The organism is Sphingobium sp. RAC03 (assembly GCF_001713415.1).
In the GTDB taxonomy this organism is placed as follows: domain Bacteria; phylum Pseudomonadota; class Alphaproteobacteria; order Sphingomonadales; family Sphingomonadaceae; genus Sphingobium.
The window spans coordinates 1,270,553-1,296,879 of the sequence record NZ_CP016456.1; the positions used below are offsets into that span (position 1 = coordinate 1,270,553).

Genomic DNA, 26,327 nt, shown 5'->3' on the forward strand with positions numbered 1-26,327 from the left:
ACCGCTTTTTCCATTGGCTCTGATCGGCGAAAGCGATCAGCATTGCGGCAGGAGAATCGCGATATGGCAGGTCGGATCAGGGTGGGCATTGGCGGCTGGGTCTATGCGCCATGGCGTGACAATTTCTATCCCGCCGGGCTGCGGCAGAAAGACGAACTGGCCTATGTCGGGGCGCATCTGACCGCGACCGAGATCAATGCGACCTATTATAGCAGTCACAAGCCCGCAACTTTCGCGAGCTGGGCGAAGGTCGTGCCCGACGGGTTCCAGTTCGCGGTCAAGGCATCGCGCTACTGCACCAATCGTAAAGTGCTGGCCGAAGCGGGAGACTCGATCGCGAAATTCACGAAACAGGGCATTGTCGAGTTGGGCGATCGGCTGGGTCCGATCTTGTGGCAATTCATGCCGACCAAGCGGTTCGATCCCGATGACTTCAGCGCGTTCCTGCGCCTGTTGCCTGCCAGCGTCGATGGCGTCGCATTGCGACATGCGGTCGAGGTGCGGCACGAAAGTTTCGACGATCCTGCTTTTCTGGAGATGGCGCGGAATGCAGGCGTGGCGGTCGTACTGGCCGATCATGACAGCTATCCGGCTATTCAGGGATATGATGTCGGCTTTTCCTATCTGCGGCTGATGCGGACCCAGGCGGAAGAGACGACTGGCTATTCTCCCACAGACATCAATCATTGGACCGATCAGGCGCGGACGCTGGCTAAACAGGGGGACGTCTATGCGTTTGTCATCGGCGGGGCCAAAGAGCGCAACCCTGCTGCGGCCAAGGCGCTGATTGCGGCTTTGGGGTAACAGCACTGTTGCATTTAGTGCAATCGGCATGCCGTGCTTTGCGATTGTTACATAACCATGACAGGCGCATAGGCCCGCAACCCCAAGACGGGGGATAGATGACAACCAAACAAAGGACATGACCATGCGGCAGGCTTTTCAAGGCGCCGCACTGATCGTAGCCGTCGGCGCACAGATGCTGACTTTCTACTCGGTGCTTTATGCCTGAGCGCGCTTTGCGCTCAACCTTGATCCCGACATTACGGGATGCGAAAAGGCCGCTTCCGGTATAACCGGAGCGGCCTTTTTACTGTCTGGATGCCGTGTGCTTTGCTGCAATGATTTGCGGCGACATCAGCCTTCGGCGAGCCAGCCTGCCAACAGATAAGCCACAACGCCGATGGGTCCGAGCGCACAGAGCGTCAGCAGGACGACGGCGACGCGGATCAATGTCACGTCCAGGCCGCTGCGGTTGGAAAGTCCCGCGCATACGCCCATGATCTTGCCATTGCGACGGTCGAGGGTGAAACTGTTGTTCATGACTTTGGCTTTCAAATCTATCTGGAGAGTCTGAGATGGCGTGCGATCAGGCGATCGGCAGGACCGGCACGGCCGCGCTGATGAACAGGCTGGCGACGAGGATGGCACCGGTGAACGCAACGGCGACATGCTGGAAACGGGTGATGGACATGATGAAAACTCCCTGTTTTTCTGATGGCCGGACCATCCGGCCTTGATGCTTTCAGGGAATGCAGAAGCCGTGCCAGTTTTGATTTCTTCGAGAAACGCGGGGTTTTTCGCCGTCGCAGTCGGGTGCGCACATGTCAAAAATTCCGCCTATTGGCGAAAATTCCTGCTGGTTAGGAATTTTTGCGGGGCATGTGCGTGATCCATCCGCCACTCTTTGTCTATGGCACGTTGCGACGGGGCTTTGACGGGCCAATGGCGCTGCGGTTGCAAGGGGCGACTCAGTATATCGGTCGCGCTTTTGCCCAAGGACGGCTTTACCGAGTGGGGGATTATCCCGCTTTCCTGCCGGGGCCGGAGGGGCAGGTCATTGGCGACCTGCTCGCGCTGTCTGATCCTGCGGCGACGCTTGCCTGGCTTGATGCGTATGAAGAATGCGCCGTTACATATCCGCAGCCGCACGAATATCGCCGCGAAAAATTGAGCGTGTGGGGACCGGACGGCCCCATCGTCGCCTGGGCCTATGTCTACGCCCTGCCGGTAACGGATTTGCCGCTGATCGCTGGCGGCGATTTTCTACCCCGCCAGCGATAATGCGCTCTTATTTCTGCTTCATCGCTTCGACCGCGGCGAGCGTGGTCTTCACATGATTGGCATAGCTCATTTCGGAATGGACGAAGGCGATCCGCCCTGATGGCGCGATGACATAGGAGGTACGATCGGTCATGCCCGGCCGCATTTTGAGCGCCACGTCATAGCCCGAAACGATGCCCGGCCCGGCGGAGGCGACCGCGAACTTGCCCGCGCATTCCTTGGTGGAGAAAGCGACCAGATCATCGACCGGATCGGCCGACATGCCGATCACCGTCGCACCCGCTGCCTTGAACTTGTCGATATTGTCGGCAAATTCGCGCGCTTCGGCCGAACAGCCCGGCGTGAACGCCTTGGGGAAGAAATAGAGGACGACCGGCCCACGCTTCAACTGGTGCGACAGGGTCAGCGTGAAGGTCTTGCCCGCCATCGCCCCGCGCGTGGTGAATTCGGGGGCCTTGGCGCCGACGGCCAGGGCGGCCATGGCGCTGGTCGATGCGGTCAAGGCAGCGACGGTGGCAAGAAGGAAAGTCAGGCGCTTCATCGGTTGGGCTCCATCAGTCAGGCGACGGGAGCCGCTCGCCCCCTTGTAAATGATCGCAATGCCTCGTTGATCATGAATGTCGGCGAAACGGCCGACATCGCGATGATCCTCGCAAGGCTTGGTGATGACGGCAATGACAGCCGGGCGCAAGTCGGCCCTTGGGGAATGGCGCTATCGAAGGAACCACCGCGCAACTTGCCTGTTCCTGTGGTCATGCGCCTTGCCCTTGCCATCCTTCTCCCGATCGCGCTTGCCGCCTGCGACAAGGCAGCGGACTCACCGGACGCGTCGCCGTCGGTGACGGCGAATATCAGCGACCGCACCGAAAAAATGGAGCAGGATAGCGCACCCCCGGCGAACGCAACGTCGCCGGTCGAAACGGCATCCAACGCGATTGCTGCCGACGCCGACATGGCCGGACCGGTGCCGACGGCTTTGCAAGGACGCTGGACCGGCCTCAACGATCGATGCGGCGACCGGGCGGCGGATAAGGAATTGAATATTCTGCCGGACCAGTTGGTCTTCCATGAAAGCGTCGGCACTGTGCAAAAGGCCACGCCGGGGGAGGACGGGCGTTTGTCGGTCACAGCAGCCTTTACCGGCGAGGGACAAAGTTGGACCCGTACCATGTCGCTCGCCCTGGCAGACGATGGGCAACGGCTCATCATCGTCAATGACGGGACGTCTGCAACACGCAAGCGCTGCTAAGCGCTTCCCCGACAGCCTCTTGCCCGCTACAGCCGCGCGATGATCGGCCGCCTGACCTTGAGCGATTTCCGCAACCATGCGGATGCGCTGATCCTGCCCGATCATCCTTTCATCCTGCTGACCGGCGACAATGGCGCGGGCAAGACCAATATATTAGAAGCCGTGTCGATGCTGGCACCGGGGCGCGGGCTGCGCGGCGCGGCCCTGCGCGCGATGACGCGACAGGATGGACCGGGCGGCTTTGGCGTCGCGGCGGAGGTGGACGGGGTTGTGCTGGGCACGGGCGTATCGGCCGCCACGCCCGACCGGCGACAGGTGCGGATCGGCGGGGTGGCGTCGTCAGCCAATGCGCTGGCCGACCATCTGGCGATCGTGTGGCTGACCCCGGCCATGGACCGGCTGTTTCTCGACAGTCCGGGCGGGCGGCGGCGGTTTCTGGATCGGCTGACGCTGGCGCTGCATCCTGGTCATGCCGCGCACAGCGCCCGCTATGACGCGGCGATGCGCGCGCGCAACCGGCTGCTGGTCGACATCCGCCGTGCAGACCCCGTCTGGCTGACTGCGCTGGAGGCGCAGATGGACGAGCATGGCACCGCGCTGGCGCAAGCGCGCACCGATCTGGTCATGCGCCTGAACATGGTGCTGGCCGGCCAGCCCGACGCGCCCTTTGCCCGCCCGTCCGTTCTGATCGAGCAGGAAGAGGGTGCCAGCGACGAGCTTTTGGCGGTTCGGCTGGGGCGGGATCGACGACGCGATGCGGCGGCAGGACGGACTCTGTCCGGGCCACATCGCCATGATCTGGCTGTCACACATATCGCCAAGGCGCAGCCTGCGGCGCTGTGTTCGACGGGCGAGCAAAAGGCGCTGCTACTGTCCATTCTGCTGGGGCACGCCGCATTGGTGGCCGCCGATCGCGGTCAACCGCCCGTACTGCTGCTCGACGAAGTGGCGGCGCATCTCGATCCGTCGCGGCGGGCTGCCTTGTTCGACCGATTGGCCGCAACCGGGGGGCAGGTCTGGATGACCGGCACGGAATCGTCGCTTTTCAACGATTTGACGGCGGCGACTCGATTAACGGTAACGGCGGGCCATCTCTTTTGTTCCGCGACATAACGCGTCGTCGCAACGACTCGTCGCCCGGCGCTTTCCATGACGTCCGGCGTCTGGCCTAAAGCATCCATCGGGGCAAAAGCCTAAAAGCCAAGTCGGGGTCGCATTCGCATGATCGGTAGTTTTCGCGCGGTTTTCGCCGCTGCTCTTCTTGCGTTCTCTTCCCTGATCGTTACGCCTGCGACGGCCGGAGTGCTGCAATGCGTTCCCTTCGCCCGTCAGGCGTCCGGCATCGACCTTTACGGCAACGCGCATACTTGGTGGAACCAGGCGGAAGGCCGCTATGACCGTGGTCATGAACCGCGCGTCGGTGCCGTCCTCGCCTTTGCCGCAAGCCGCTCCATGCCGGTCGGCCATGTCGCGATGGTCAGCAAGGTGGTCAATGAGCGCGAAGTGCTGCTGACCCATGCCAACTGGTCCTATCGTGGCGGTATCGAGCGCAATGTCCGCGCGATCGACGTATCGGCCAACAATGACTGGACCGATGTGCGCGTATGGTATGGCCCGATCGGCAATCTGGGCCTGCGCTCCAATGCGGCGCGCGGTTTCATCTATGCCCAGCCGGCCCGGACCATTGATCAGCCGGTGCAGATCGCATCGGCAGCGGCCAGCGGCGGCGCGCCCCGCGCGGCATTCTGATCCTTTAACCTCTTCATAAATAGTCGCGATCTAGGGTCGTCCTTGGTGGGGCGATTCTTGGGTTTCGGGATCGCATAAATGATTCGAGGACTTGTCCGGGCGGCAGCATTGCTGGCGTCCGGTCTGACGGCTGCGCCCTTGTGGAGCGCGGCGGTGCTGCAATGCGTGCCTTATGCGCGCATCGTGTCGGGCGTAGATATTCGCGGGGATGCGCTGACCTGGTGGGACCAGGCCAGCCAACAGTATAAGCGCGGTGCCAAGCCCAAAAAGGGCGCGGTGCTGGCGTTCCGGCCGCATGGCCCGATGATGCTGGGCCATGTCGCGGTGGTCAGTCGCGTGCTGGACGATCGGCGCGTGCTTATCCGCCACGCCAATTGGTCCGTGCCTGGCGCGATCGAGGAAGATGTGCTGGCCATCGACGTGTCGGACGGCGGCGACTGGAGCCAGGTGCGCGTCTGGCACAGCCCGACCGCGCAAATGGGCGCGCGCACCAACCCGACCTTCGGCTTCATCTATCCGGCCAAAGCGAAATTGCATGATTTCACGCCTGACCCCGCCTTGGGCAGCAGCGTGCGCTTTGCCAAAATCGACGCGGATATGTGGGATAGGCGTCGGCCGCATCGCGCGCCCGCACCCCATGGCGGCATCATGGTCGCGCAGGCACCTGCCGCACCGGCCAGGGTCGCCCGGAAAGCGGCCCCGCGTCTGGAGGCGGATTTGCGCGTGGTCAGCTATGCGGACGCAACGCCATCGCAGCGGACGCTGAGCGCGATCATTGCGGACGTCAAACGCCAGTCCGTCCTGAATTGACGACAGGCGCGCGAACCGACGCGCGCCTGTGGATGACGCTTATTCCGCGTCGGCAGGCTTGTCTTCGTCGGCGCCTTCGGCCGGATTTTCGAACCAGGCTTCGACCGGCCCGGTCAGCTTGATCGTCAGCGGATTACCGTGGCGATCGCGGGTCTTGCCCGCCGCGACGCGAATCCAGCCTTCGGAAATCGAATATTCCTCGACATCCTTGCGCTCGCGCCCCTTGAACCGGATGCCGATGCCACGCTGCAGCACCTCCATGTTGAAATGGGGGCTTTTGGGATTGGTGGACAGATGGTCGGGGGGCGTGTCGCTCATGATGCGGTTCCTTGGAATTGGCTGGGCTGCGCCTAGCCTTTTGCCCGCCAACCCGTCAACTGCCCCAACCCGCCGATCAGCCTGATCGACGGGCTGGGGCAGGCCCGTCAACGACAGACGCGGACGCGGACGTTGCGATCGCGATAATAGTCATAGCGCCATTGCGTCCAGCAACGCGGGCGATAGGCGGCCCGGTAATAGCCCCGGTCGCCCCGCCAGTGGCGGCGGCCATCCCAGCGCCGTCCGTCCCTGCGCCCGTCCCAGCGACGATTGTCCCAACGGCGGTTGTCCCAGCCGCGATCACGATCGCCCCGCCATCCGTCGCGATAGCCGCCATGATATTGCGCCTGGGCCGGGGCTGCCGCGGCGATTCCTGCGATGGCGAGGCTCACCGCAGCCGCGCCCTTCCATAAAATGTTCATGTGCTCTCTCTCCTCATCCACCCCGCGGGAGAGGCGGGGCATGGCAAGGAGAATGCCGTGCGTCGGCTGAACCGTCAGCGAATGGCGTTGTCAGCCACTATTCAGCGTCCGGCCAGTGCGGCCTCGGCCTCCAGCATATAGTCGCGGGTGATGGGTAGCGCGCGTCGGTCGCGCGCATATTGGACCTGGTAATTGACCATGCCGCCATGTTCGAACACCGTCGCGGCCCCGGCGAGATAGAAGGTCCACAGCCGGAAGAAGCGCTCGTCATAGAGCGCGACGATCTCGGCGCGATGCGCCATGGTGCGCTTATACCATTGGCGGATGGTCAGCCCATAATGGAGCCGCAACACCTCGACATCGGTCACCATCAACCGCGTGCCTTCGCTGCCCGCGATCATTTCCGACAAGGCAGGAATATAGCCGCCAGGGAAGATATATTTCTGGGTGAAGGCGTCAGTGACGCCAGGGCCGCCCATTCGCCCGATCGTGTGGACCAGCATGACGCCTTGCGGCGTCAGCAGGTCGCGGCACTTGCTGAAGAAACTGCGATAATGGGCCGTGCCGACATGTTCGAACATGCCAACGGACACGATCCGGTCGAACGCGCCCGTCATGTCGCGATAGTCGATCAGTTCGAAACGGACATGATCGGCGACGCCTGCATCGACCGCCCTTTGCCGTGCGACCTTGAGCTGTTCCTCCGACAAGGTGATACCCGTCACATCGACGCCGCAGGTACGGTGCAGATACAGCGCCATCCCGCCCCAGCCGCAGCCGATGTCCAGCACTTTCATCCCCGGTTCGAGCCGCAATTTGGCCGCGATATGCGCCTTCTTGTCCTCCTGCGCCTGCTCCAGGCTGATGCCGGCTTCATTGTCGCCATCGGGGAAATAGGCACAGCTATATTGGCGGTCCCGGTCAAGGAAGAGCGCGTAGAGCGCGCCTGACAGGTCGTAATGATGCGCGACATTCGCCTTCGACCGCGCCTTGTGATTGGCGCGCCACAGCTTCTGGCGCACGCTGCCCATGCTGCGCGCCAGCAGCGTCTTGGCGTCGATCGACCGACCACTTTCCCAGGGGGTGTTGGCCCGGATCAGGGATATGAATTCCAGGATGCCGCCGCCTTCGATGGCGATGCGGCCGTCGATCCAGGCTTCGGCCATCCCCAACCGGGGATCGCGAACGATGTCGAAGGGGACGCGGCCATCGTGAAATCGCAGCGCCAGGTCGGGAAAGGCAGGATCGGGCTGTCCAACGACGAAACGCCGTCCATTCGCATAAGTTACCGTCAGCTGGCCCCGTGTGACCAGTCGCCCCAACACCCGCTCGAACAGTCTCATGCCGTTACCTTGTCACCCCGGACAGCTTGCGTCAAATACCCGCATACCAGTCATAGCCCGCGACATCCTCCCAGAAGCCGCCCTTGCCCTTGCCGATCCCGTCCAGCGTCGCCACCGCCTCTATCCCCATGAGATATTTGGCCTGTTTATAGCCAAGCTGCCGTTCGACGCGCAGCCGAACCGGGGCACCATTGGCGACGGTCAGGGGTGCGTCATTCAGCGCAAAGGCGAGGATGGTCTGGGGATGGAAGGCGTCGATCAGGTCGATACTTTCATAATAGGGCCTTCCGCCGCCCATGTCGTCGGCGCATCGGAACACGAGATAGCGCGCGCTATCGCGCAGCCGTGCGCCCTCCAATATCGTGCGCAGCGGTACGCCACGCCATTTGCCGATCGCGCTCCATCCTTCGACACAATCATGGCGGGTAATCTGTTCGCGATGCGGCAGAGTCCGTAGCTGGGCAAGCGAGAGGGAGAGCGGCCGTTCGACAAGGCCGGTCACCGCCAGTCGCCAGTCGGCAAAGCCATTGCGCCACAACGCCTTATAGGCGGGCGTATTGGGATTGGCGGTGCCATTGACGCGGAAAATCGGCGAAATCTGGTCAGGGTGAAATTCCTGGGCCAGCGCGTCGCGGGCCATCAGGCTACGCTGCGCCCAGCGATGGAAATTTTCGGCCGAAAAAAGGGCCTTGCGCACGCTGTCATGGCTAGCCAGCCGGTCGCAACCGGTGAGCATTGCGCCAGCGCCCAGCAGCGCCATGCGGCGGGTCAGGATCATGGTCGTTCCTCCGGCACCTTGTATCGCCCGGTAATCATGGACCGCACTTCGTTGATCGGTCCGGCCAGGATGACCATCAGGATATGGACGATGAAGAATGCGGCCAGTGCGAAAGCGGCGATGAAATGCAGCGAGCGCGCCGATTGTCGACCGCCAAACAGGTCGACCAGCCAGGGCCAGGCCGCATTCATGCCCGGTGCCATGGTCAGTCCGGTCAGAATGACGAGCGGCAACAGGATGAAGATCACGCCGACATAGCTGGCCTTCTGCAGCACGTTATAGCGCAGCGCCGCTTGCCCCGCCGGGAAGCGCAGCCGGGCATGGTCCTTGATATCCTGCCAGATGTGACGCGGGCGCAGATCATCGCGGCGGAATGCGAGGTCGCGGGTCACATGCCGGTTGGCGAGGCTCCAGAGCATGTAGAACAGCAGCGCGAAGGCAAAGATCGGCGCAGCGGTCAGATGCCAGTGGCGCGACATCGCGAGATTATAGAGGCCAGGCAAGGTGATCCAACCGGGAAAGCGCTCCAGTTCCAACCAGGCATGGTCGAAATTCGCCCCATACTGCCCCCAATAGAGGCGGGGATGGGCGTTGAAGATGCCAAGGCCGCTGGTGAACAGGACATAGAGCAGCGCGGCGTTCAGCCAATGCCACAAACGGGTCGAAAGCCGATGGCGCTTGACGGTGAAGCCGTCGGTAGGAGTGGGGCTATCCATTGGCGCAACCTTACGCCTTTTTCGGGGAAAATCCACGGAGCCTGTATGACAGTCGGCACCCAGCCCGATGGCTGTCAATGTCACACTTTTGCAACATAAATCAAGAATCATGACCACTTACAATCCAGCCCCTTTGCAAATCAACAGGGCGCACCTAAATGGCAATCACGCGATGCCGATGCGGATCGCGTTCATGATCGCTAAAAATAAAAGCAATCATGGATAGGATAAACATGGCGCATATGGCGCCATGAAATCTTCGCGTCGAACCAAATAGCCTGACGATAAACTATGTCAGGCAATATAATAATATCGAGGAATTTATGAAGACTGTGATTTTCGCAGCTATTGCTGCTGTCGTTGTTGCAACCCCTGCCGTCGCTCAGGACGCTGCACCCTTCACCGGGCCGCGCGCTGGCGTCACCATGGGCTATGACAAGATCGGCGGCGAAGAAGGCTTCGCTTATGGCGTGACCGCTGGTTACGACCTGGCGCTCGCCCCTCGCGTCACCGGCGGCATCGAAGTCAGCCTGGGCGACACCACCGTCGACGATTTCGGCCTGGACGTCAGCCGCGATCTCGCTGCGTCGCTGCGCCTTGGCTTCGTCGCCACGCCGCGCGTCCTGGCGTTCGGCAAGGTTGGCTATGCCACCACCCGCTTCGAAGTCGATGGTGACGGCGCTGGCCTGGAAGGCGTCCGCTTCGGTGGTGGTCTGGAATTCGCGGCGACCCCGTCGACCTATATCTCGGCTGAATATCAGCGCACCGAATATGAGCAGAATATCGGTGGCCGTGACGCCGCGATGGTCGGCGTCGGCTTCCGCTTCTGATCCTTGCGGATCCGTTGACATGACGAAGGGCGGTCCTGCAAAGGGCCGCCTTTTTTCTATGCGGGGAGCGGCTGTATGTCGGGTTCGATCCAGGCGCGCCGTGCCGCAGGGGCCATCAGCGTCTCGCGCGACCAGTAATTGAACAGCCAGTCCTTGTTCCCAAGCGGAGACGCTATCAGGGCGGCAAAGGCGGTTGCGGGTGTCGCGTCCACCGGCAATGTGGCCAGCAGCGCACGCGTCATATGCAGCGACGCCTGGGTGATCGTTTCATGATAGCCGCCCGTGTCGCTATTCACCCCGCCGACGCTCTCATTATAGCGCCGGATCATCGCGGGCATGTCGCGTTCCGGGTCGATGTCGGCGCGCGTCAGGATCAGCCAGAGCGCGGTCGCGAAATGCGCGCCATGGGTCCATGCGGCCTTGGGCAGGGTGCAATCGCAAAAGCCCGTCGCCAGCCGTTCGATCTCGTCATCCGTCATCGCCATTCCCACAAAGAAAAACCCCGCCGGATCAGGGCGGGGCTATCGTCTCGCGCCATACTGGGCGCGCGTCACCGGCTCCGCCTCATCCCAGCGCTGCTTGCTTCTCCGCTGCCAGCCGGTCGAGTTCGGCCCGGCTCTTCTTCTCGCTTGCCGACTTCAACTGGCCACAGGCCGCCATGATGTCGCGCCCGCGCGGGGTGCGAACCGGCGCGGAAATCCCGCCTTCGAACACGATGGAACTGAATGCGCGGATGCGATCGGGCGTCGAACATTCATAATCGCTGCCCGGCCAGGGATTGAACGGGATCAGGTTGACCTTGGCGGGCAGCTTATATTTGCGCAACAGCCGCACCAGTTCGCGGGCATCCTCGTCGCTGTCATTCTTGTCGCGGATCATCACATATTCAAAGGTGATGCGCCGGGCATTGCTCGCCTTTGGATAGTCGGCGCAGGCCTGGAGCAGTTCCTCGATCCCATATTTCTTGTTGAGCGGCACCAACTCGTCGCGCACTTCCTTGGTCACGGCATGGAGCGAGACGGCTAGGTTCACGCCGATCTCCTCGCTCGCGCGCGCCATCATCGGGATGACGCCGCTGGTCGAGAGCGTGATGCGGCGGCGCGAGAGGGCCAGGCCATCGCCGTCCATCACGACCTTGAGCGCATCGCGGACATGCTCGAAATTATAGAGCGGCTCGCCCATGCCCATCATCACGATGTTGGTCAGCATCCGCCCATCGGGCGAATATTGCGGCGCATCCTCGTCTTCGTCGTCCAGCACTGCGATGCCGCTGCCCATATTGCCTTTGGGCCATTCGCCCAGCGCATCGCGCGCCAGCATGACCTGGCCGACAATCTCGCCCGGCGTCAGATTGCGCACCAGCCGCATCGTGCCGGTATGGCAGAAACGGCAGTTCAGCGTGCAGCCGACCTGGCTCGACACACACAGCGTTCCCCGATCCGCATCGGGGATGAACACCATCTCATAATCCTGCCCGTCGTCCGAGCGGAGCAGCCATTTGCGGGTGCCGTCGTTGGACACCTGCGCTTCCACCACCTCCGGGCGGCCGACGACGAAACGCTCGGCCATCCAGCCGCGCATCGGCTTGGCGAGGTCGGTCATAGCGTCGAAATCGGTTTCGCCACGATGATAGAGCCAGTGGAACAGCTGTTTGGCGCGCAGCTTGGCCGCTTTCACATCCAGCCCGGCTTCCTCCAACACGGCCTTGATCTGCGGGCGCGACAGGCCGAGCAGGTCCGTGCGGCCATCCGCACGCGGCGTGACGGCGCGGGGCACGGGCACAGGATCGATAAGGCCGGGAATCGGCATGACAAGGTTGGCGGCTGATTGCATAGCCGCGCCCATAGTCGATTTTCACAAAATGTGAAAGCGTGCGCCTATCGCACCTGTGCGCAGCCCAGCGCTGCCGCGTCGATCGCCGTCGCCGCGCCGCGCAGCGCGTAGCTGTCGGCGAAGGCGCGGCCCTGCGCGTCGATGCTTTGTACGCTCATGCTGCTGGCCGATCGCATGGCTGCGATGATCGCCGCATCGCCGCGCGCGTCCGCGGCCCAGGCGTCAACCTTGCCTGCGACCAGGGAGAATCGGCGCTCGCCCACGCTCAGCGTCACCGGCGCCTTGTCCGAACGGGCGCGGCTGAGGCGCAGATGAATCTGTCCGCGCACCCGCTGGCGCGGCCAGGTGCCGACGGAGGCAAAGCCTTTGCCGCTCCGTCCACCGCGCATCACCGATTGGGCGATGGCATAGCAACGCGGCGTCGCTGGGTCACGGAAGGCACCCCAACCGTCGAATATTCCAAGAGAATCGCGCGCCATGGCCGGCGCGGTCGCCAGCAGCAGGACCGTCAGGAGTAAAAAGGCAGCGCGCATGCGAACGGCAAAGCCCAACCTGTCCCCATTTGCAACCCTGGTGCAGCGCGAAAGGGTGAGCGAGTGCTTGCCCACGCCGCAACAGCGGTTATGAAGAACCATCCATCATTGTCGCCGGGATTCGACCGAATCCTGGCTATCGGCTTAAAAAGAAACGGACAGATCAGGGACATGAAGGCCACCATCGAACGCGCAACGCTCCTCAAGAGCCTGAGCCACGTCCAGTCGGTGGTCGAGCGCCGGAACACTATTCCCATCCTGTCCAACGTGTTGATCGAAGCATCGGCCGATGGCGCGATCAAGCTGATGGCGACCGATCTCGACCTCCAGATCGTCGACAGCATTGCAGCGCAAGTCGAGCAGCCCGGCGCGACCACTATTTCCGCCCACACCCTGTTCGATATCGCGCGCAAACTGCCTGAGGGCAGCCAGGTCTCGCTGCAGGCGGCCGAGGGCAAGATGCTGATCCAGGCCGGGCGCGCGCGCTTCAACCTGTCCACCCTGCCGCGCGACGACTTTCCGGTCATTGCCGAAGGCGAACTGCCGACCAGCTTCGAACTGCCGGCCGAGACATTGAAGCAGATCATCGACAAGACGCGCTTTGCGATCTCGACCGAAGAGACGCGCTATTATCTGAACGGCATCTATTTCCACGTCGCCGACGACGGCCAGCCGGTTTTGCGCGCCGCCGCGACCGACGGCCACCGCCTGGCCCGCATCACCGTGCCTCGCCCTGATGGTGCGGACGGTATGCCGGGCATCATCATTCCCCGCAAATGCATCGCCGAACTGCGCAAGCTGCTCGACGAAGTCGATGGCTCGATCCAGATCGCGCTGTCGGCGAGCAAGATCCGTTTCGGGCTGGGCAGCGCGATCCTGACCAGCAAGCTGATCGACGGTACTTTCCCCGATTATAGCCGCGTCATCCCGACCGCGAACGACAAATTGCTCAAGATCGACCCGCGTGGCTTCGAAGAAGGTGTCGATCGCGTCGCGACCATCGCGACCGAAAAGACCCGCGCGGTCAAGATGAGCCTCGACCGCGACAAGATCACCCTGTCGGTGACCAGCCCGGAAAACGGCACGGCGGCCGAAGAAGTACCCGGCGCCTTCCAGGGCGAGGGCTTCGATATCGGGTTCAACGCGCGCTATCTGCTCGACATATTGGGGCAGATCGACAGCGATCTGGTCGAGCTGCATCTGGCCGATGCCGCCGCACCGACCTTGATTCGCGAGAATGATGCCAGTCCCGCCCTGTATGTCCTTATGCCGATGCGTGTCTGAGTAGCGGGCGCTACTGCCTGACCCGATGATGTAATCTTATGATTACAGGAGTTCGGGTAGTAAGCCTCTGTCAACGACTTGGCGCTATTGTCGGGCGCATGAATCCATTGCGCGCTTCCTTGTCCGATCCGTCTTCGCGGCCGATGACCTTGATGGTCGCACTGGGCCTGACGGAAAGCGGAACCGAGGTTTCTGCATCCTGGATTTCGGGAGCGTTCGCGCCGATCGCGCGCTTGTGGCCGTTGATCCTGCTGGCGAAGATCTGCATCGTCAGCCTCCTGCATATCCCCTTCTATCGCGCCGGGGACCGGGAGCAGGCCGTAGTCCTCGCTATCATGTTGCTGGTGGACGGCGTCTTGATGATCGCCCCGCGCCAGGCGTCGTTTCAAGCAGTCAAGCCCCATATCCAGAATCGGCTGATGTTGCCGATGGTGTTTTTGTCGGGGCTCTGCTTCAGCCTCTGGCTGGGGCAGGCACCCGCAGCGGCGTCGGCACCTGCTTTTCTTTTGGCAGTCCCCGAATTGGCCGTCGCTCTATTGTCTGTCTGCATTTTCGGCGACAGGCGTCTGTTGGGGATCGGCTATTTTCTCGGCCTTTTGCTGGTGGCCGTGACGGACAATGCCGGTGTCACGCACATCGGCATGTTGTTGTGTTGCGTGATCGTGATGGCTGTTGCGACGGTGCGGCAAGCCACGGTTGATCGGGACTGCGCCATCGAACGGCATCGACAGGATTTGCGCGCGCAGCGTTCCGACCGACTATTGTGGGAGCATGAGCGCACCGGGCGGGGCTGGTTCTGGGAAACCGACCGACACGGATGCCTGACCTACATATCCGATACGCTGGCGCAAACGCTTGATGCGCGCGAAGGCGCGCTGATCGGCCGCCCGATGACGGAAATCATCCGGCCGGGCGACAGGCAGCAAGGCGACGGGGAGCGCACACTGGGCTTTCATCTGTCGGCGCGGACTGGCTTTTCCGACCTCTCGGTCTGCGCGGCGATGGCGAAGGAAGAGCGATGGTGGTCGATCTCCGGCCAGCCGGTGTTCAACGAATATGGGCAATTTCATGGCTTTCGCGGCAGCGGCACGGATCTGACCGAAATGCGCCGCAGTCAGGCCGAAGTGACGCGCCTTGCCCAGTTCGATTCCCTCACCGGCCTTGCCAATCGTATCCAGATGCTCAGTTCCTTGGAGCAGGCGGTCACGGAGCGGCCGGGCCGACCGGGCGATTGCGCGTTGATGATGCTGGACCTTGATCGGTTCAAGCTGGTCAATGACACGCTGGGCCATCCCGCAGGAGACGCGCTGCTGCGCCAGGTCAGCCAGCGACTTAAACGCACCGTCGGCGACAAGGGGTTGGTCGGGCGTCAGGGTGGCGACGAGTTCAAGATATTGCTGCCTGGACATCATGACCGGGATGCATTGGCCCTTCTGGCCCAGACCATCATCAACGCGGTGGCCCAGCCCTATTCGATCGAAGGCAATGCCGTCGTCATCGGCGTATCCATCGGCATATCCTGTGCGCCCCAGGATGGGGCCACGGCCGACGCGCTTATTCGCAACGCCGACCTTGCGCTCTATGCGGCGAAGGGTGACGGCCGGGGCAGGCATCGCTTCTATTCGTCGGAAATGCATGCCGACGCCGAAGATCGCCGTCGCCTGGAACAGGATCTTCGCCATGCGCTGGCCAGCGATGGCCTGCATCTGGCCTATCAACCCGTCGTGTCATTGCGGACAGATCAGATCACTGGATATGAAGCGCTGTTGCGCTGGACTCATCCCGTGCGGGGGCCGATTTCGCCCGCCTTGTTCATTCCCATCGCCGAAGATAGCGGGATGATCAGTCAGATCGGCGAATGGGTCATACACACCGCCTGTCGAGACGCAGCGCAATGGGACGATGGCATTCGCGTTGCAGTCAATGTCTCGCCGACGCAATTTGCCAATATCGGCTTTCCGTCCACGGTCATGAATGCGCTCGCCGCGTCGCAACTGGCTCCCGAACGCCTCGAACTTGAAATCACCGAAAACGTCTTCTTGAACGACGATGATGGCACCGACGCCATGTTCGCGCGATTGAAGGCATTGGGTGTAAGATTGGCGCTGGATGATTTCGGGACGGGCTATTCCTCGCTCGGCTATCTGAAGAAGGCGCCGTTCGACAAGATCAAGATTGACCAGAGTTTCGTGCGGGGCGCGGCCATCAAGGGCAGCCGCAACAGCGCCATCATCAAGGCGATCGTCAGCCTGGCGGAGGCGCTGGGGATGGATACGACCGCTGAAGGCGCGGAAACGCAAGACGAACTTGCGCTGATCCGGCAATTGGGGTGTAGCCATGTTCAAGGCTATATCTATGGCCGCCCCATGCCCTTCGCCGATGTCATGGCAAGCCACGACACGCATGGAGCCAACGTGGCGATGGACGGCTTCAAATCCAGTCGGCCCAGTCGCAAGACCATGTTGCGAACCGTGGCCATTCACCACCAAGGCCATGTCTACACGGGTCGGGTCCGCAACATCTCGGCCACTGGCGCGCTGATCGAAGGGCTATGGAATGTGCCATCCGGCACTTTGTTCGCCATCGAGTTGGCAGAAGGCCAATCGGTCAATGCCACCGCCAAATGGTCGAAGGGCGACCGAATGGGCGTAGAATTTGCCGGTATGATCGATCTGAGTGCCTTGCGTAATGCGCCTAAAGCGCTCGCGTCCTGATCTGCTTATTGAGTAACTAAGGGACTGGTTCAGCAACAAAATATCACCATTTTGCGCAGGAACACCGGGGTTCGGTAGTGATTATGCCTCACGGATACACCCGATGGAGAATAAGATATGCGCAAAGGTGATGATGACGGTCGGACCAACTCTGGACAAAGGTCGGGCAGAGGCAATCGCGCCATATTGGGATTGGTGATCGTCTTGGGCGTCGCCACTTTGAGCGCTTATTATATTTCGGGGAAAGACGGGCCGGTACAGCCCGCCAGCGGTGCCGCCAACGCCATGGCACTCGCCAGTTCCAAACCATCCGCGCGCTGATGCGTGACGCATAAAAAAAGGGGGAAGAAGCCATTGGCCTCTTCCCCCTTTATATTGCGTTCAGGCCGCAATCGCGACTGGCTCCGCATCCATGCGCCACCGCCTTGATCAGAGTGACGAAGCGCGTGACTTCGCGCACGATCATCGCTTTGTTGAAGCAGGCGGCGGCGCCCCGGTCCATCGCTTCAGCGACGATCGGCGCGCCTTCGCGCACGAAGCCAGATACCATTTTACACAGCGGCAATTGTTCGAAATCGTCCGGCGGGAGACGGTCCCACTGCACATTGTCGTATTCATGATATGCTCTATAGCTCGCTCATGCATCATATGATGCGACACGTTATGCGAGTTAAGGTTTGCTTCGATGAGCGGTGTTGGGGAAGTTGTTAACAATGTACTCTTTGGCAAAGACGATTGGTTATTTCTCTGGCAGGGCGGGCAAAGACAATTCGACTTTCTCACCGGCAAACGAGATCCCGTTGGAAATTCGATAGAGAATTTCGTCTCTAACCTCCTTGCGAGGAACAAATTTTGCGCTGACCGGAGCATAGCTTACGCTCACGTCACCTTCCCATCAAAGCCGGTGGTGATGGTAGAATTTTTGCCGGATGCAATCGCTGATCAAGTAGTCAGCTTATTCGATAGACATTATGCTGAGCCATTAAAGATTTCTGGCAACAATAATATCTTTTATGCGCGGGATGCCCTGCTTGCCTCAAAGAATGTAGATCAAGTCTTTTGTAAGCATGATACACATATGACGGCATTCGGAAATATTGTTGTCGCGCGCGGGATATTACAAGCCTTGGGTCACGTCCATGATCCTATTGATCATATGGAGATGTCTGAGTGTTCCCGGCCCGGTGACCTATCCAACATGGCAGATTTACGTATAAGAATGTCGGAAAAACACTTTGCGGTCGCTGATGATAGCTTTAAATTTTTCGACAATCGTCCATTTTTGCCAGGAAACATCGACAATATAGTCATTTCTCTCAACAGAAAGGCCGAGTCAGATCGGCGCCTTCTTGCTCTTGGAGATAGTTTTCTGAAAGATTGTATTCCCGCATTGTCGACATTTTACCAAGACATATTATATGTACGGAGCGATGTATTTCAGCCAGAACTGATCGATTTGTTCGGCCCAACAGAAATAATAACGTCTAATGCAGAGAGATATCTTTCCAGCGTTGCCAACGATATCACAGCATCAAGCGTATTTATGACTGGATACGGTCGTGAGAATTATACACCGTCGGAAGAATTCGTAAATGCATTAACAGCACAACTATCTTTTCGCGCGTATCCTCATAAATATAGCGAATGGGCTGCGAGCATTTCAGAAATAGATGAGAATAAACTACCGCAGTCTGTGAACAATTGATCATGCGGCGTTTACGATTTGAAAATTCGATATAGCTCAAGCCGCAATCGCGACTGGCTCCGCATCCATCTCCACCAGACCGTGCGCTACCGCCTTGATCAGAGTGATAAAGCGCGTGGCTTCGCGCACGATCATCGCCTTGTTGAAGCAGGCGGCGGCGCCCCGGTCCATCGCTTCAGCGACGATCGGTGCGCCTTCGCGCATCAGGCTGGACAGCATGATGACCGGGCATGGGTCCATGTCCATGATCTCGTCCAATATCGCCATGCCATCCTTGCCGGGCATAGCGATGTCGAGGGTCACGACATCGGGCTTTTCCAGCCGGATCATGTCGATCGCTTCCTCGCCATTGCGGGCGATCCCGACCACCTGAACCCGGCGGTCGCGCTCCAGCAACGTCTCGATCATCGCCCTGATGGTGAGCGAATCGTCGACAACCACAATCCTGATCGGCTTCATCTGTCGTCTCCCGAACCTTTGATAGCTGTCATAACGGCAGGGCAACGACGGGCTTTAGGCGTGGCTAACAGGAATTTAACTACGCGGCCTGTTCCCGCCGCCAAAATTGGGAGAAAATAGCTTGCGGATGCTGATCGACACGGTGCGGCCCAGCGGGTCGAGATAGCCGGGCTGATACCGCAGCGGGGTCATGCCCGTGGCATCGGTGACCTCGCGGCGCTGGTTGAAGATATTGTCGATGCCGATCGACACCCGTGCCCCGCGCAGGAACGGCATATCCTTCACCAGCATCGGCATTTGCCCCAGATTAGCGAAGATACGCAGGTTTGCGGTAGCGAGGCTGCCGAAGTTCAGCCGCGATCCTCCACCAAGCGCGCCATCGACATGGGTGCCGCTTTCCCAATCGATGCCCAGCCGTGCGCCGATGCCATTATTCGTATAGCCGATCCGCGCGTCGATTTCATGCCGTGGCTGACCGCCCGCCGATCCGGTAGCGTCGCCGTTCAGCAGGTCGAGTTGCGGCACGCCGGGCGCGATGTCGATGCTCTCGGTCAGGTGCCAGGTGTGATAAAGGCTGAAGCTTATCCGCCCGCCGCCCTGTCCGCCGCCGCGTCCACCACCAAAGCCGCCGCCGCGTGGGCCGGACGGGCGACCACCGCCAGGGCCAGCGCCTCTTTCACCGCGCGGCCGGTCGGCACCCTCTTGCCCCGGCGCGCGCTGTGGCCGATTGCCGAACAAAGCCGCCAATTCGGGTGGCCGGTCTTCGGGCTTGCCGCCCGATGCGCGCCACGCTTCCATCAGCTTCTGGATATGCGACTTGATCGGGATCGACAGGTCGAAGCCCCAGCGCAGTTGCTCGCTCTGCGAACGGAGGAAGTTGAGCGGCCGGGCGTCGATCTGCAGCAGGCTGCCGTCCGCGTCGCGCAGGAAGCGTTGCGGGAAGGCCGCTTCCAGCGCCGGTGTCGGCGTAGGGAAGGCCGCGATCGGATTGCTGGTCCGGCTGTTGAGATAGGTGGCGGTCAGCGTCAGATTGGGCTTTTCGAACGGCTTGACCCTGGCTGACAGGCGGAACTGGTCGCGCACGCTCGCGCGCAGCGCCGCGCTGCCGCCCGACAATTGCGTGACGAACACGCTCTGCCCGGTTGCGTAGTCGAATACCGAGACATTGGGTGTGGCGATCAGCGGGTCGGTGATTTGCGCGCCGGTAGGAGCGGCACGATCCTGATTGGCCGAGGCCAGTATCTGCACCGCCTTTACCGGTTCCCAGCGCAGGCCATAGCCCAATGTGGAAAGCGTCCCGAAATCCGAATAATGCTGCGCGGCCGCGTTCAGATTGATGCTGATGTCGCCGACGGCGCCCAGCACATCCCTCGATCGGCTGGTGATCGGCAGGTCCAGGCTCAACTGGCCGCTACCGATCTCGCGGCTATAGCGGGTTTCGCTCTCGACGCCCGACCGGGTCGACCGGCTGTCAAAGCCATTGGCGGATGCACCGATCCTGATCGAGCTGGTCACGTCGCCAGCGGGCAGGTCGAACAAAGTACCGCTCAGCAAAAGATCGCTCTGCAAGGCCTGGCTTTTCGCCCGCGCCCGGTCGGACAGGCGCGTGGCGATCAGGTCGGGGGTGAAACTGCCATAGGGATTGACGCTGGCATCACCCGCATCGAGCGCGGCCTGGATCGCACCGCTATCCACCCCACGGTCGGTGCGGGTGCGGGTGATCGACAGGTCACCATTGCCGGTGAAGGACCATTGCCAACTGCGCCCCAACTGACCGTTCAGCGTCAGCCCGATATGCCCCGTGGTGCCACGTATCTGCTGCTCCAGTGCGCCTGCCTGTGCCAGATAGCGATAGAGCGTCGTATCGCCTGCGAAGGGAGAGAAGGGGCTGCCGCCCGGCAGCGTCAGCGCGTTGGCCGACAGGCCCTGCAACGAATCATTATCCGACAGCTCCAGTCGTCCATTGAGCGTGGCGGTCACGCCGCCCAGCGCGCGGGCCAAGGTCGCGTTGACCGAGAAATTCTCCGTTTCCGGGCTCAGGCTGCGATAGCGCGTCAGGTCGCTGACGCCGGTGACGTTCGCGCCTGCGACGAAATCATTGAGGCTGGGGGCACCGGACGCGGCGCTGCCGGGGACGCTCGCCACGGTCACGCTCTGCCCCGCCAGAGCCGAAAGCGCCGGGTCGATGGCATCGCCCATAATTGGCGCGGTGATGTTGCCGCCAAGCGAATAGGGACGGCCCGGCGCGGTCGGAAGGATGCCGCGCTCATTTTCCAGCAAGGCGGCGGCGCGGCTATATTTGAGGTTCAGGGTGAAGCGATTGTCGCCCTGAATGCGCAGCATCCCGGCTTCGACCTGGCCATTCTCCCGCCCGCCCTGCGTCGTCACGCCCGCGCGCGCTTCGGTGGTTTCGGCGCGGAACCGCTCGCGCAGCACGACATTGACGACCTTCTGCGTCGGCGCATAGCCATAGGAGAGCGCGACCTGTTCGGGCAGGATTTCGACCCGCGCTACCGCTTCGGAGGGAATGTCCTGAATTTCCGAGAAGCTCGATATCCGCTTGCCATTGAGCAGAATCACCGGCGAACCATTGGTCTGCGGCGACAATTCGCTGATCATTTCGGAAATGGACGTAACGCCCAGCGCGCGGACATCGGTAGCCGATAGGGTCTGTTCCGGTTCGATATTGCCGATCACCGATCCGCGTGGGGCCTGGCCGGTAACGATTATCTCTTCGCCCTCTATGTCCTCCATCTGGGCGGGTGGCACGCCGACGGGCACCTCCTGCGCCATCAGCGCGGCAGGCGCTGTCCCCAGCAGGAACGGAACAAGCAATATGGACGTGGAAAACCGCACGAAAACCCCCAAAAATCAGACCGGATGCTGATGAACGATTAGCCGCCACTTGTCGCAGAACTCTGGCAACCGACAGACGAATTTGTCGCAACATGTAATGGCGCGGCTGAACCGGGGCTGGCCGAGGTGGAACATGGCGAAGCCAGGCCGGGGCTGCTAGAAGCAACGCCATGCGCGCACTCTATCCCCCGATCACCCCCTTCGCCTCCGGTCATCTCGACGTCGGCGACGGCCACCTTGTCTATTGGGAACGGGTAGGCACCCCCGGCGCGAAGTCGGCCGTCTTCCTGCATGGCGGGCCGGGTGGCGGCATTGCGCCCGACCATCGCCGCCTGTTTGATCCGGCGCGCTATGATGTGTTGTTGTTCGACCAGCGGGGATGCGGCCGATCGACACCGCATGCGGACCTCAATGCCAACACCACCTGGCATCTGGTCGCCGATATCGAGCGGCTGCGCGCGATGATGGGCGTCGATCAATGGCTGGTGTTCGGCGGAAGCTGGGGATCGACGCTGGCGCTCGCCTATGCACAGGCGCATGGGGAGCGCGTGTCCGAACTCATCCTGCGCGGCATTTTCACCATCCGGCGCAGCGAGATCGACTGGTATTATCAGCATGGTGCAAGCCGCATCTATCCCGACAAATGGGAGCGCTTCGTGGCCCCCATCCCGGTGGAGGAGCGGGGCGACCTGCTCCACGCCTATCATCGCCGCCTGACCGGACCGGATCGCGCCGCGCAGATCGCCGCCGCCCGCGCGTGGAGCGTGTGGGAGGGCGAGACGATCCGCCTGTTGCCCGACCCCGCGCTCTCAGCGGCGCATGACGCGGACGATTTCGCGCTAGCCTTTGCCCGTATCGAAAATCATTATTTCGTCCATGGCGGCTGGATGGACGATGGCCAGTTGCTGCGCGACGCAGGCAAGTTGGCGGGCATCCCCGGCGTCATCGTGCAGGGGCGCTACGACATGGCCTGCCCGGCCGAAACCGCCTGGGCATTGCACCGGGCCTGGCCGCAGGCGCGCTTCGACATGATCGAAGGCGCAGGCCATGCATATAATGAACCGGGCATATTGGACGCACTGATCCGCGCGACCGATGGTTTTGCGGACTGAACGACATGGGAGAGAGTGGCATGCGGACGATGATCATGATGGTGGCCGGTTTGAGCCTCGCCGCTTGTGGTGGCGATGACGCGCCGACGGCTGCCGCGAACAATCAGGCCGCGCTGGACACAGGGGCTGCGGCGCAAGTCGCGCAGTTGGACGACGCCCAGCGCAACGGCGTGTTGGAGCGCGCGATCCGGGCGTCGGGCGCGGCGTGCCCGGTGGTGAGCGAGTCGGTTCGAACCGAAGTGCGCAAGGGCGTGATGGGCTGGAAAGCGCGATGCGACAATGACACCGCCCATCTGATCGAAATCACCAGCGACGGCACCGGCCGCGTGACCAGCCGCCGGGATTGAGGGACGTCAGGCACCGCGCCCGGCAGACGCCCCTAAAGTAGTCCCTATTCGTGCGGGCGCAGCGATCGGTTGAGGCTTTCGAGCACTTCGGCGATGGGTTCGGTCACGGTCACGCTGCGGCCTTCGCCGAAGCGGATGCGGGTGCCGTCGTTGACGGATGAGACGAAGGTGACCTGAGTGGCGTTGACGGCAGTTTCGGTGCGGTCCGTCCCCACGAACATGACGAGCATGGCTTCCTCTCCTTTTTTATGGAAGCACAGCCTATCGCGATTTTCGCGGCGCGCCAGTGGCTTTATCAGGCGGCGCGGATTTCAGCGATGAAACCGCCAGCGCGCGCCTCCAGCCGGTGCGCTTCGTCCGCCAATCGCCGGGCTACCGCGCGCATTTCCTGCGCGCCGTGCGCCGTGGCCAGCGCATTGTCGCTGATCGCTTGCGCGCCCGCGCGGATATGGTCACTCGATGATCCGGCTTCAGCGACGCTGTCGGCGATCGTGCGCGTGAACGCGCCCTGCCGCGCCATCGCATCGAACAAGGCGGTCGACAGCCGGTCGGCGCGTGTCATGGCATCGTCGATCGTCATGTGGCCCGCAGCGACATCGCCCACGGCCGCGCGGATATGGTCGATCCGTTCGCCAATGCCCGCCGCTGCCGCGCGCGTCTGCGCGGCGAGCGATTTGACCTCGCGCGCGACCACGGCGAAGCCCTGCCCCGCCTCGCCCGCGCGCGCCGCCTCTATGCCTGCGTTGAGCGCCAGCATCGCCGTCGCGCCGGCAATGGCATCGATCAGCGCGGCAACCTCGCCAATCCCGTCGGCTTCGTCACGTAGTGCCGCGCTTTGTGCCAGGCCCGACCGGCTCCGCGCGGCCGCCTCGCGCATGGCCGCGCCCGCATCGCGCGCTTCGGCCTCCATCGCCGCGAATAAGTGGCCGAGTTCCGCGCCACCGCTCTGTAGCGCCGCCAGCCGGTCGGCAGTCTGCACTGCCGCCACCGCCATCGCCGCCGAATCGGTGCGGTCGCCGGTCGCCCGATCCGACACTTGTCCCGCCAGGACCGACAATTGCTCCGCCATCGCCACCATGTCCGCGATCAGCGCGCCGATATCGGCGCGGAAGTCCGTACTTTCCCGCGTGATCCGCTCCGCGCGTTCGGTGCGGGCCAGGGCCGTCCGCGCGTCGCGCTCGGCCGTCAGGCGCAACAGCAGCGGGCCGCCCAGCACACCGGCATAGCGCCCGCGCTCGACCAGGATCAGCCCCTCGCACCCAGCCCCCTGCGCGGCGTAGAGATCGACCAACTGCTCGACGGCCGCGCTGCGCTCGACCGTGGCACAAGGCCGGACATGATCGTCCAGCCGTCCGCCGAAGCTGGGATTGCGCAGCAGCGCATGGCCAAAGGGGTTGAACAGGATGCGCCGCATGTCGCGTTCGTAGATCGCACCGGCCGGCCGGTCGGCCTCATCCAGCACCGGCAGCAGCCGCAGCCCGGAATCATCCTGAAAACAATCGACCGCCTCGCTGAGCGGACGGCCCAGCCTTATGACGGGGCTGGTATCGGACAGGGAAAGACGCGCAGCAAGCATGGGTGTGCGTTAGCGTTCATTGGTAAACAGGCCGTTAGGAATTTATGACAATAATGTTACAAGCCCTTGTATTTGCACTATTTTACTGCGACTTTCCAGGAACATAGCCAAAGGCCTGTTCCGCCAATTTCACCACGGCCGGGTCCGCCGCCGGAAAATCCATCGGCACCAGCTGTTCCAGCCGCTCGGCGACATAGGTCAGCGCCGCGATCCGCCCGGTCTTGCGATGATTATTGTCGATGACGTGCCACGGGGCATGTTTGGTATCGGTCTTCTTGAACATCGCGTGCATCGCGTCGAGATAATCGTCCCGGCGCGCGCGATTGCGATAATCGTCGGTCCCGGTCTTCCAGCGCTTCCACGGCGTATCGAGCCGCTGCGCCAATTGTTCGTCCTGCGTTTCCTGGGTGATGTGGACGAACAATTTGACCATGTTCATGCCCGCGTCGATCTGCTGCCTTTCGAAGGCGTTGATCTCGTCATAACCGCGCTTCCAGTCGGCCTTCTTGGCGAAACCCTCGACCCGTTCGACCAGCACCCGGCCATACCAGCTGCGGTCGAAGATCGCGATATTGCCGCTGGCGGGCAGCCGGGTCCAGAAACGCCAGAGGAAATGATGGTCGCGCTCGACTTCATTGGGCGCGGCGATGGGATGGACCTGATAGAAGCGCGGATCCCAATCGGCGGACATCCGCTTGATGATCCCGCCCTTGCCCGCCGCGTCCCAGCCCTCCAGCAGGATGACACTGCGCCGCTTGTGCAGGATGTGCGCGACCTGAATCTTGGCTAGCCGCTCCTGCAAGGCGGCGAGGGTCGCATCATAATCGCCATCAAATTTCGGTGCGGATTCATAGTTCGCAAGGTCGATGGTCATCTTAGCTAATTCCAATGCAGGGTATGCCATAAGCCGCCATCTGGCGATCACCTGTCATCAGCGTAGCAGCTTCTGCGCCAGCTTGCGCCAGAATGAGATGGTCGAAGGGATCGCCGTGCCCTTTGGGCAGCTTTTCCAGCGCTTCAAGATGCGGTCGGCGAATATCGATCACCGACATTCCGGCACTGCCAATGGCATCAAGCACCGCCATACTGGACTCGTCGAGTTTACCGATCCGATATTTGATCGCGACTTCCCAAGGCGTGGCTATGCTAACGAGGATTTCGTTGTTCCCGCCAGCGATCATGGCGCGACTGCGAGGCCCCAGCCTAGGATCGTCTCGCAGCCACCACAGCACCACATGCGTGTCGAGCAGCAGCTTCATTCGGGCGTCGGATCATCATGATCCCAACGTTCAAACGATTCCCATATATCGGCTGGCCATTCCTCGAAATCATCAGCGATCCACATGCCCCGCAAGGCACCCGGCTGGCGCGGCTTGCCATCGCGTGTGTAGACCCATTTGCCATCGACCAGCCAAGGTGGGCCGTCCGGCTGAACGACCTGCGCTGGCGGCGCCCCATATGCCATCGGCATGTCCCGCACCTCCTGCAATTCGCCCATGTCGCCCAGGCTGGCGAGATAATTCTTCACCAGCGCTGATAGCGACGTGCCGAGTTCCGCCGCACGGATACGCGCCTTGCGGTGGGTTTCGTCATCCAGAGCGATGGTGACATTCTTCATGGGTAACGCAG

General features: G+C 61.9%; 32 protein-coding genes. 13 read left to right on the forward strand and 19 right to left on the reverse strand.

The genetic code is table 11. The features are described 5' to 3' along the window. Positions 1–63: 63 nt before the first annotated feature. On the forward strand, positions 64–804 hold the full coding sequence (locus tag BSY17_RS10665; RefSeq protein ID WP_069065502.1) for a DUF72 domain-containing protein: 741 nt from the start codon (positions 64–66) through the stop codon (positions 802–804). A gap of 333 nt (positions 805–1,137) precedes the next feature. Here the strand turns inward: BSY17_RS10665 and BSY17_RS10670 are convergent, their stop codons facing one another. Beyond that, complete coding sequence (locus BSY17_RS10670) at positions 1,138–1,323, reverse strand: PspC domain-containing protein (protein WP_069065503.1); 186 nt, start codon at positions 1,321–1,323, stop codon at positions 1,138–1,140. Positions 1,324–1,662: 339 nt separating this feature from the next. On the opposite strand from BSY17_RS10670, the gene BSY17_RS10675 reads away from it, so the two are divergent. Next, complete coding sequence (locus BSY17_RS10675) at positions 1,663–2,064, forward strand: gamma-glutamylcyclotransferase family protein (protein ID WP_069065504.1); 402 nt, start codon at positions 1,663–1,665, stop codon at positions 2,062–2,064. Positions 2,065–2,071: 7 nt separating this feature from the next. Here BSY17_RS10675 and BSY17_RS10680 read toward each other — a convergent pair whose 3' ends face one another. Continuing rightward, entirely contained in the window at positions 2,072–2,605 is a 534-nt protein-coding gene (locus BSY17_RS10680) for a peroxiredoxin (RefSeq protein ID WP_037478836.1), read from the reverse strand. 72 nt (positions 2,606–2,677) lie between these two features. Here BSY17_RS10680 and BSY17_RS10685 point away from each other — a divergent pair, with 72 nt between their 5' ends. From BSY17_RS10685 to BSY17_RS10700, 4 genes are all read left to right on the forward strand, one after another. After that, complete coding sequence (locus BSY17_RS10685; protein WP_237236510.1) at positions 2,678–3,313, forward strand: hypothetical protein; 636 nt, start codon at positions 2,678–2,680, stop codon at positions 3,311–3,313. A gap of 39 nt (positions 3,314–3,352) precedes the next feature. Continuing rightward, a complete protein-coding gene (recF, locus tag BSY17_RS10690; protein WP_069065505.1) occupies positions 3,353–4,426 on the forward strand; it encodes a DNA replication/repair protein RecF in 1,074 nt (357 codons plus the stop codon). A 108-nt stretch (positions 4,427–4,534) separates the two neighbouring features. Beyond that, positions 4,535–5,062, forward strand: a complete 528-nt coding sequence (locus tag BSY17_RS10695) for a CHAP domain-containing protein (RefSeq protein WP_069065506.1) — start codon at positions 4,535–4,537, stop codon at positions 5,060–5,062. Between the two features lie 78 nt (positions 5,063–5,140). Next, positions 5,141–5,872, forward strand: a complete 732-nt coding sequence (locus BSY17_RS10700) for a CHAP domain-containing protein (protein ID WP_069065507.1) — start codon at positions 5,141–5,143, stop codon at positions 5,870–5,872. Between the two features lie 39 nt (positions 5,873–5,911). Here the strand turns inward: BSY17_RS10700 and BSY17_RS10705 are convergent, their stop codons facing one another. From BSY17_RS10705 to BSY17_RS10725, 5 genes are all read right to left on the reverse strand, one after another. Further along, positions 5,912–6,190 (reverse strand): DUF3297 family protein, encoded by a 279-nt coding sequence (locus BSY17_RS10705; protein WP_037476705.1) that lies wholly within the window; start codon positions 6,188–6,190, stop codon positions 5,912–5,914. A 107-nt stretch (positions 6,191–6,297) separates the two neighbouring features. After that, positions 6,298–6,612, reverse strand: a complete 315-nt coding sequence (locus BSY17_RS10710) for a hypothetical protein (protein ID WP_069065508.1) — start codon at positions 6,610–6,612, stop codon at positions 6,298–6,300. 101 nt (positions 6,613–6,713) lie between these two features. Beyond that, the gene (locus BSY17_RS10715) at positions 6,714–7,955 is read right to left on the reverse strand and encodes an SAM-dependent methyltransferase (protein ID WP_069065509.1); all 1,242 of its coding nucleotides are present in this window, start codon (positions 7,953–7,955) and stop codon (positions 6,714–6,716) included. Positions 7,956–7,986: 31 nt separating this feature from the next. Then, complete coding sequence (locus BSY17_RS10720) at positions 7,987–8,733, reverse strand: molybdopterin-binding protein (RefSeq protein ID WP_069065510.1); 747 nt, start codon at positions 8,731–8,733, stop codon at positions 7,987–7,989. Next, positions 8,730–9,449: a cytochrome b/b6 domain-containing protein gene (locus BSY17_RS10725; RefSeq protein WP_069065511.1), complete on the reverse strand. Its 720-nt coding sequence runs from the start codon at positions 9,447–9,449 to the stop codon at positions 8,730–8,732. Before BSY17_RS10725 ends, BSY17_RS10720 begins: the two co-directional genes overlap by 4 nt. Positions 9,450–9,772: 323 nt before the next feature. On the opposite strand from BSY17_RS10725, the gene BSY17_RS10730 reads away from it, so the two are divergent. After that, the gene (locus BSY17_RS10730; protein WP_069065512.1) at positions 9,773–10,279 is read left to right on the forward strand and encodes an outer membrane protein; all 507 of its coding nucleotides are present in this window, start codon (positions 9,773–9,775) and stop codon (positions 10,277–10,279) included. 56 nt (positions 10,280–10,335) lie between these two features. Here the strand turns inward: BSY17_RS10730 and BSY17_RS10735 are convergent, their stop codons facing one another. The 3 genes from BSY17_RS10735 to BSY17_RS10745 form a co-directional block, all read right to left on the reverse strand. Next, the gene (locus BSY17_RS10735) at positions 10,336–10,758 is read right to left on the reverse strand and encodes a hypothetical protein (RefSeq protein WP_069066907.1); all 423 of its coding nucleotides are present in this window, start codon (positions 10,756–10,758) and stop codon (positions 10,336–10,338) included. An 85-nt stretch (positions 10,759–10,843) separates the two neighbouring features. Then, the gene (rlmN, locus tag BSY17_RS10740) at positions 10,844–12,112 is read right to left on the reverse strand and encodes a 23S rRNA (adenine(2503)-C(2))-methyltransferase RlmN (RefSeq protein ID WP_069065513.1); all 1,269 of its coding nucleotides are present in this window, start codon (positions 12,110–12,112) and stop codon (positions 10,844–10,846) included. A 44-nt stretch (positions 12,113–12,156) separates the two neighbouring features. Further along, positions 12,157–12,645: a hypothetical protein gene (locus BSY17_RS10745; RefSeq protein ID WP_069065514.1), complete on the reverse strand. Its 489-nt coding sequence runs from the start codon at positions 12,643–12,645 to the stop codon at positions 12,157–12,159. A 171-nt stretch (positions 12,646–12,816) separates the two neighbouring features. On the opposite strand from BSY17_RS10745, the gene dnaN reads away from it, so the two are divergent. After that, entirely contained in the window at positions 12,817–13,929 is a 1,113-nt protein-coding gene (gene dnaN, locus BSY17_RS10750; protein ID WP_037473891.1) for a DNA polymerase III subunit beta, read from the forward strand. Positions 13,930–13,999: 70 nt separating this feature from the next. Here dnaN and BSY17_RS21900 read toward each other — a convergent pair whose 3' ends face one another. Then, a complete protein-coding gene (locus BSY17_RS21900) occupies positions 14,000–14,197 on the reverse strand; it encodes a hypothetical protein (protein WP_237236512.1) in 198 nt (65 codons plus the stop codon). Here BSY17_RS21900 and BSY17_RS10755 point away from each other — a divergent pair. Together BSY17_RS10755 and BSY17_RS20930 are read left to right on the forward strand one after the other, a co-directional pair. Beyond that, positions 14,133–16,643: an EAL domain-containing protein gene (locus tag BSY17_RS10755; protein WP_443019525.1), complete on the forward strand. Its 2,511-nt coding sequence runs from the start codon at positions 14,133–14,135 to the stop codon at positions 16,641–16,643. The genes BSY17_RS21900 and BSY17_RS10755 overlap by 65 nt on opposite strands. A gap of 117 nt (positions 16,644–16,760) precedes the next feature. Beyond that, positions 16,761–16,964: a hypothetical protein gene (locus tag BSY17_RS20930; RefSeq protein WP_083217107.1), complete on the forward strand. Its 204-nt coding sequence runs from the start codon at positions 16,761–16,763 to the stop codon at positions 16,962–16,964. A gap of 49 nt (positions 16,965–17,013) precedes the next feature. On the opposite strand, the gene BSY17_RS10760 is transcribed toward BSY17_RS20930, so the two are convergent. Then, positions 17,014–17,247 (reverse strand): hypothetical protein, encoded by a 234-nt coding sequence (locus BSY17_RS10760; protein WP_237236516.1) that lies wholly within the window; start codon positions 17,245–17,247, stop codon positions 17,014–17,016. Between the two features lie 81 nt (positions 17,248–17,328). Here BSY17_RS10760 and BSY17_RS21310 point away from each other — a divergent pair, with 81 nt between their 5' ends. Next, positions 17,329–18,348: an alginate O-acetyltransferase AlgX-related protein gene (locus BSY17_RS21310; RefSeq protein WP_150125778.1), complete on the forward strand. Its 1,020-nt coding sequence runs from the start codon at positions 17,329–17,331 to the stop codon at positions 18,346–18,348. A 36-nt stretch (positions 18,349–18,384) separates the two neighbouring features. Here BSY17_RS21310 and BSY17_RS10765 read toward each other — a convergent pair whose 3' ends face one another. Together BSY17_RS10765 and BSY17_RS10770 are read right to left on the reverse strand one after the other, a co-directional pair. Then, entirely contained in the window at positions 18,385–18,807 is a 423-nt protein-coding gene (locus tag BSY17_RS10765) for a response regulator (protein ID WP_069065516.1), read from the reverse strand. Positions 18,808–18,882: 75 nt separating this feature from the next. Further along, complete coding sequence (locus BSY17_RS10770; RefSeq protein ID WP_069066908.1) at positions 18,883–21,663, reverse strand: TonB-dependent receptor; 2,781 nt, start codon at positions 21,661–21,663, stop codon at positions 18,883–18,885. Between the two features lie 170 nt (positions 21,664–21,833). On the opposite strand from BSY17_RS10770, the gene pip reads away from it, so the two are divergent. After that, the gene (gene pip / locus BSY17_RS10775; protein ID WP_069065517.1) at positions 21,834–22,775 is read left to right on the forward strand and encodes a prolyl aminopeptidase; all 942 of its coding nucleotides are present in this window, start codon (positions 21,834–21,836) and stop codon (positions 22,773–22,775) included. Positions 22,776–22,795: 20 nt separating this feature from the next. Next, positions 22,796–23,122, forward strand: a complete 327-nt coding sequence (locus tag BSY17_RS10780; RefSeq protein WP_171899225.1) for a hypothetical protein — start codon at positions 22,796–22,798, stop codon at positions 23,120–23,122. A 44-nt stretch (positions 23,123–23,166) separates the two neighbouring features. On the opposite strand, the gene BSY17_RS10785 is transcribed toward BSY17_RS10780, so the two are convergent. The 5 genes from BSY17_RS10785 to BSY17_RS10805 all read right to left on the reverse strand — a co-directional run bounded on the left by BSY17_RS10785 (position 23,167) and on the right by BSY17_RS10805 (position 26,316). Further along, entirely contained in the window at positions 23,167–23,352 is a 186-nt protein-coding gene (locus BSY17_RS10785) for a hypothetical protein (protein WP_037473899.1), read from the reverse strand. Between the two features lie 65 nt (positions 23,353–23,417). Beyond that, positions 23,418–24,698, reverse strand: coding sequence for a methyl-accepting chemotaxis protein (locus tag BSY17_RS22090; RefSeq protein ID WP_069065518.1), 1,281 nt, complete (start codon positions 24,696–24,698; stop codon positions 23,418–23,420). A gap of 82 nt (positions 24,699–24,780) precedes the next feature. Further along, a complete protein-coding gene (locus BSY17_RS10795) occupies positions 24,781–25,572 on the reverse strand; it encodes a polyphosphate kinase 2 family protein (protein WP_069065519.1) in 792 nt (263 codons plus the stop codon). Position 25,573: 1 nt separating this feature from the next. Then, positions 25,574–25,957 carry a type II toxin-antitoxin system VapC family toxin gene (locus tag BSY17_RS10800; RefSeq protein WP_069065520.1) on the reverse strand — a complete coding sequence of 128 codons (384 nt, stop codon included), beginning with the start codon at positions 25,955–25,957 and terminating at the stop codon, positions 25,574–25,576. Then, positions 25,954–26,316, reverse strand: a complete 363-nt coding sequence (locus BSY17_RS10805; protein WP_069065521.1) for a hypothetical protein — start codon at positions 26,314–26,316, stop codon at positions 25,954–25,956. The genes BSY17_RS10800 and BSY17_RS10805 overlap by 4 nt, the downstream gene beginning before the upstream one ends. Positions 26,317–26,327 lie beyond the last annotated feature (11 nt).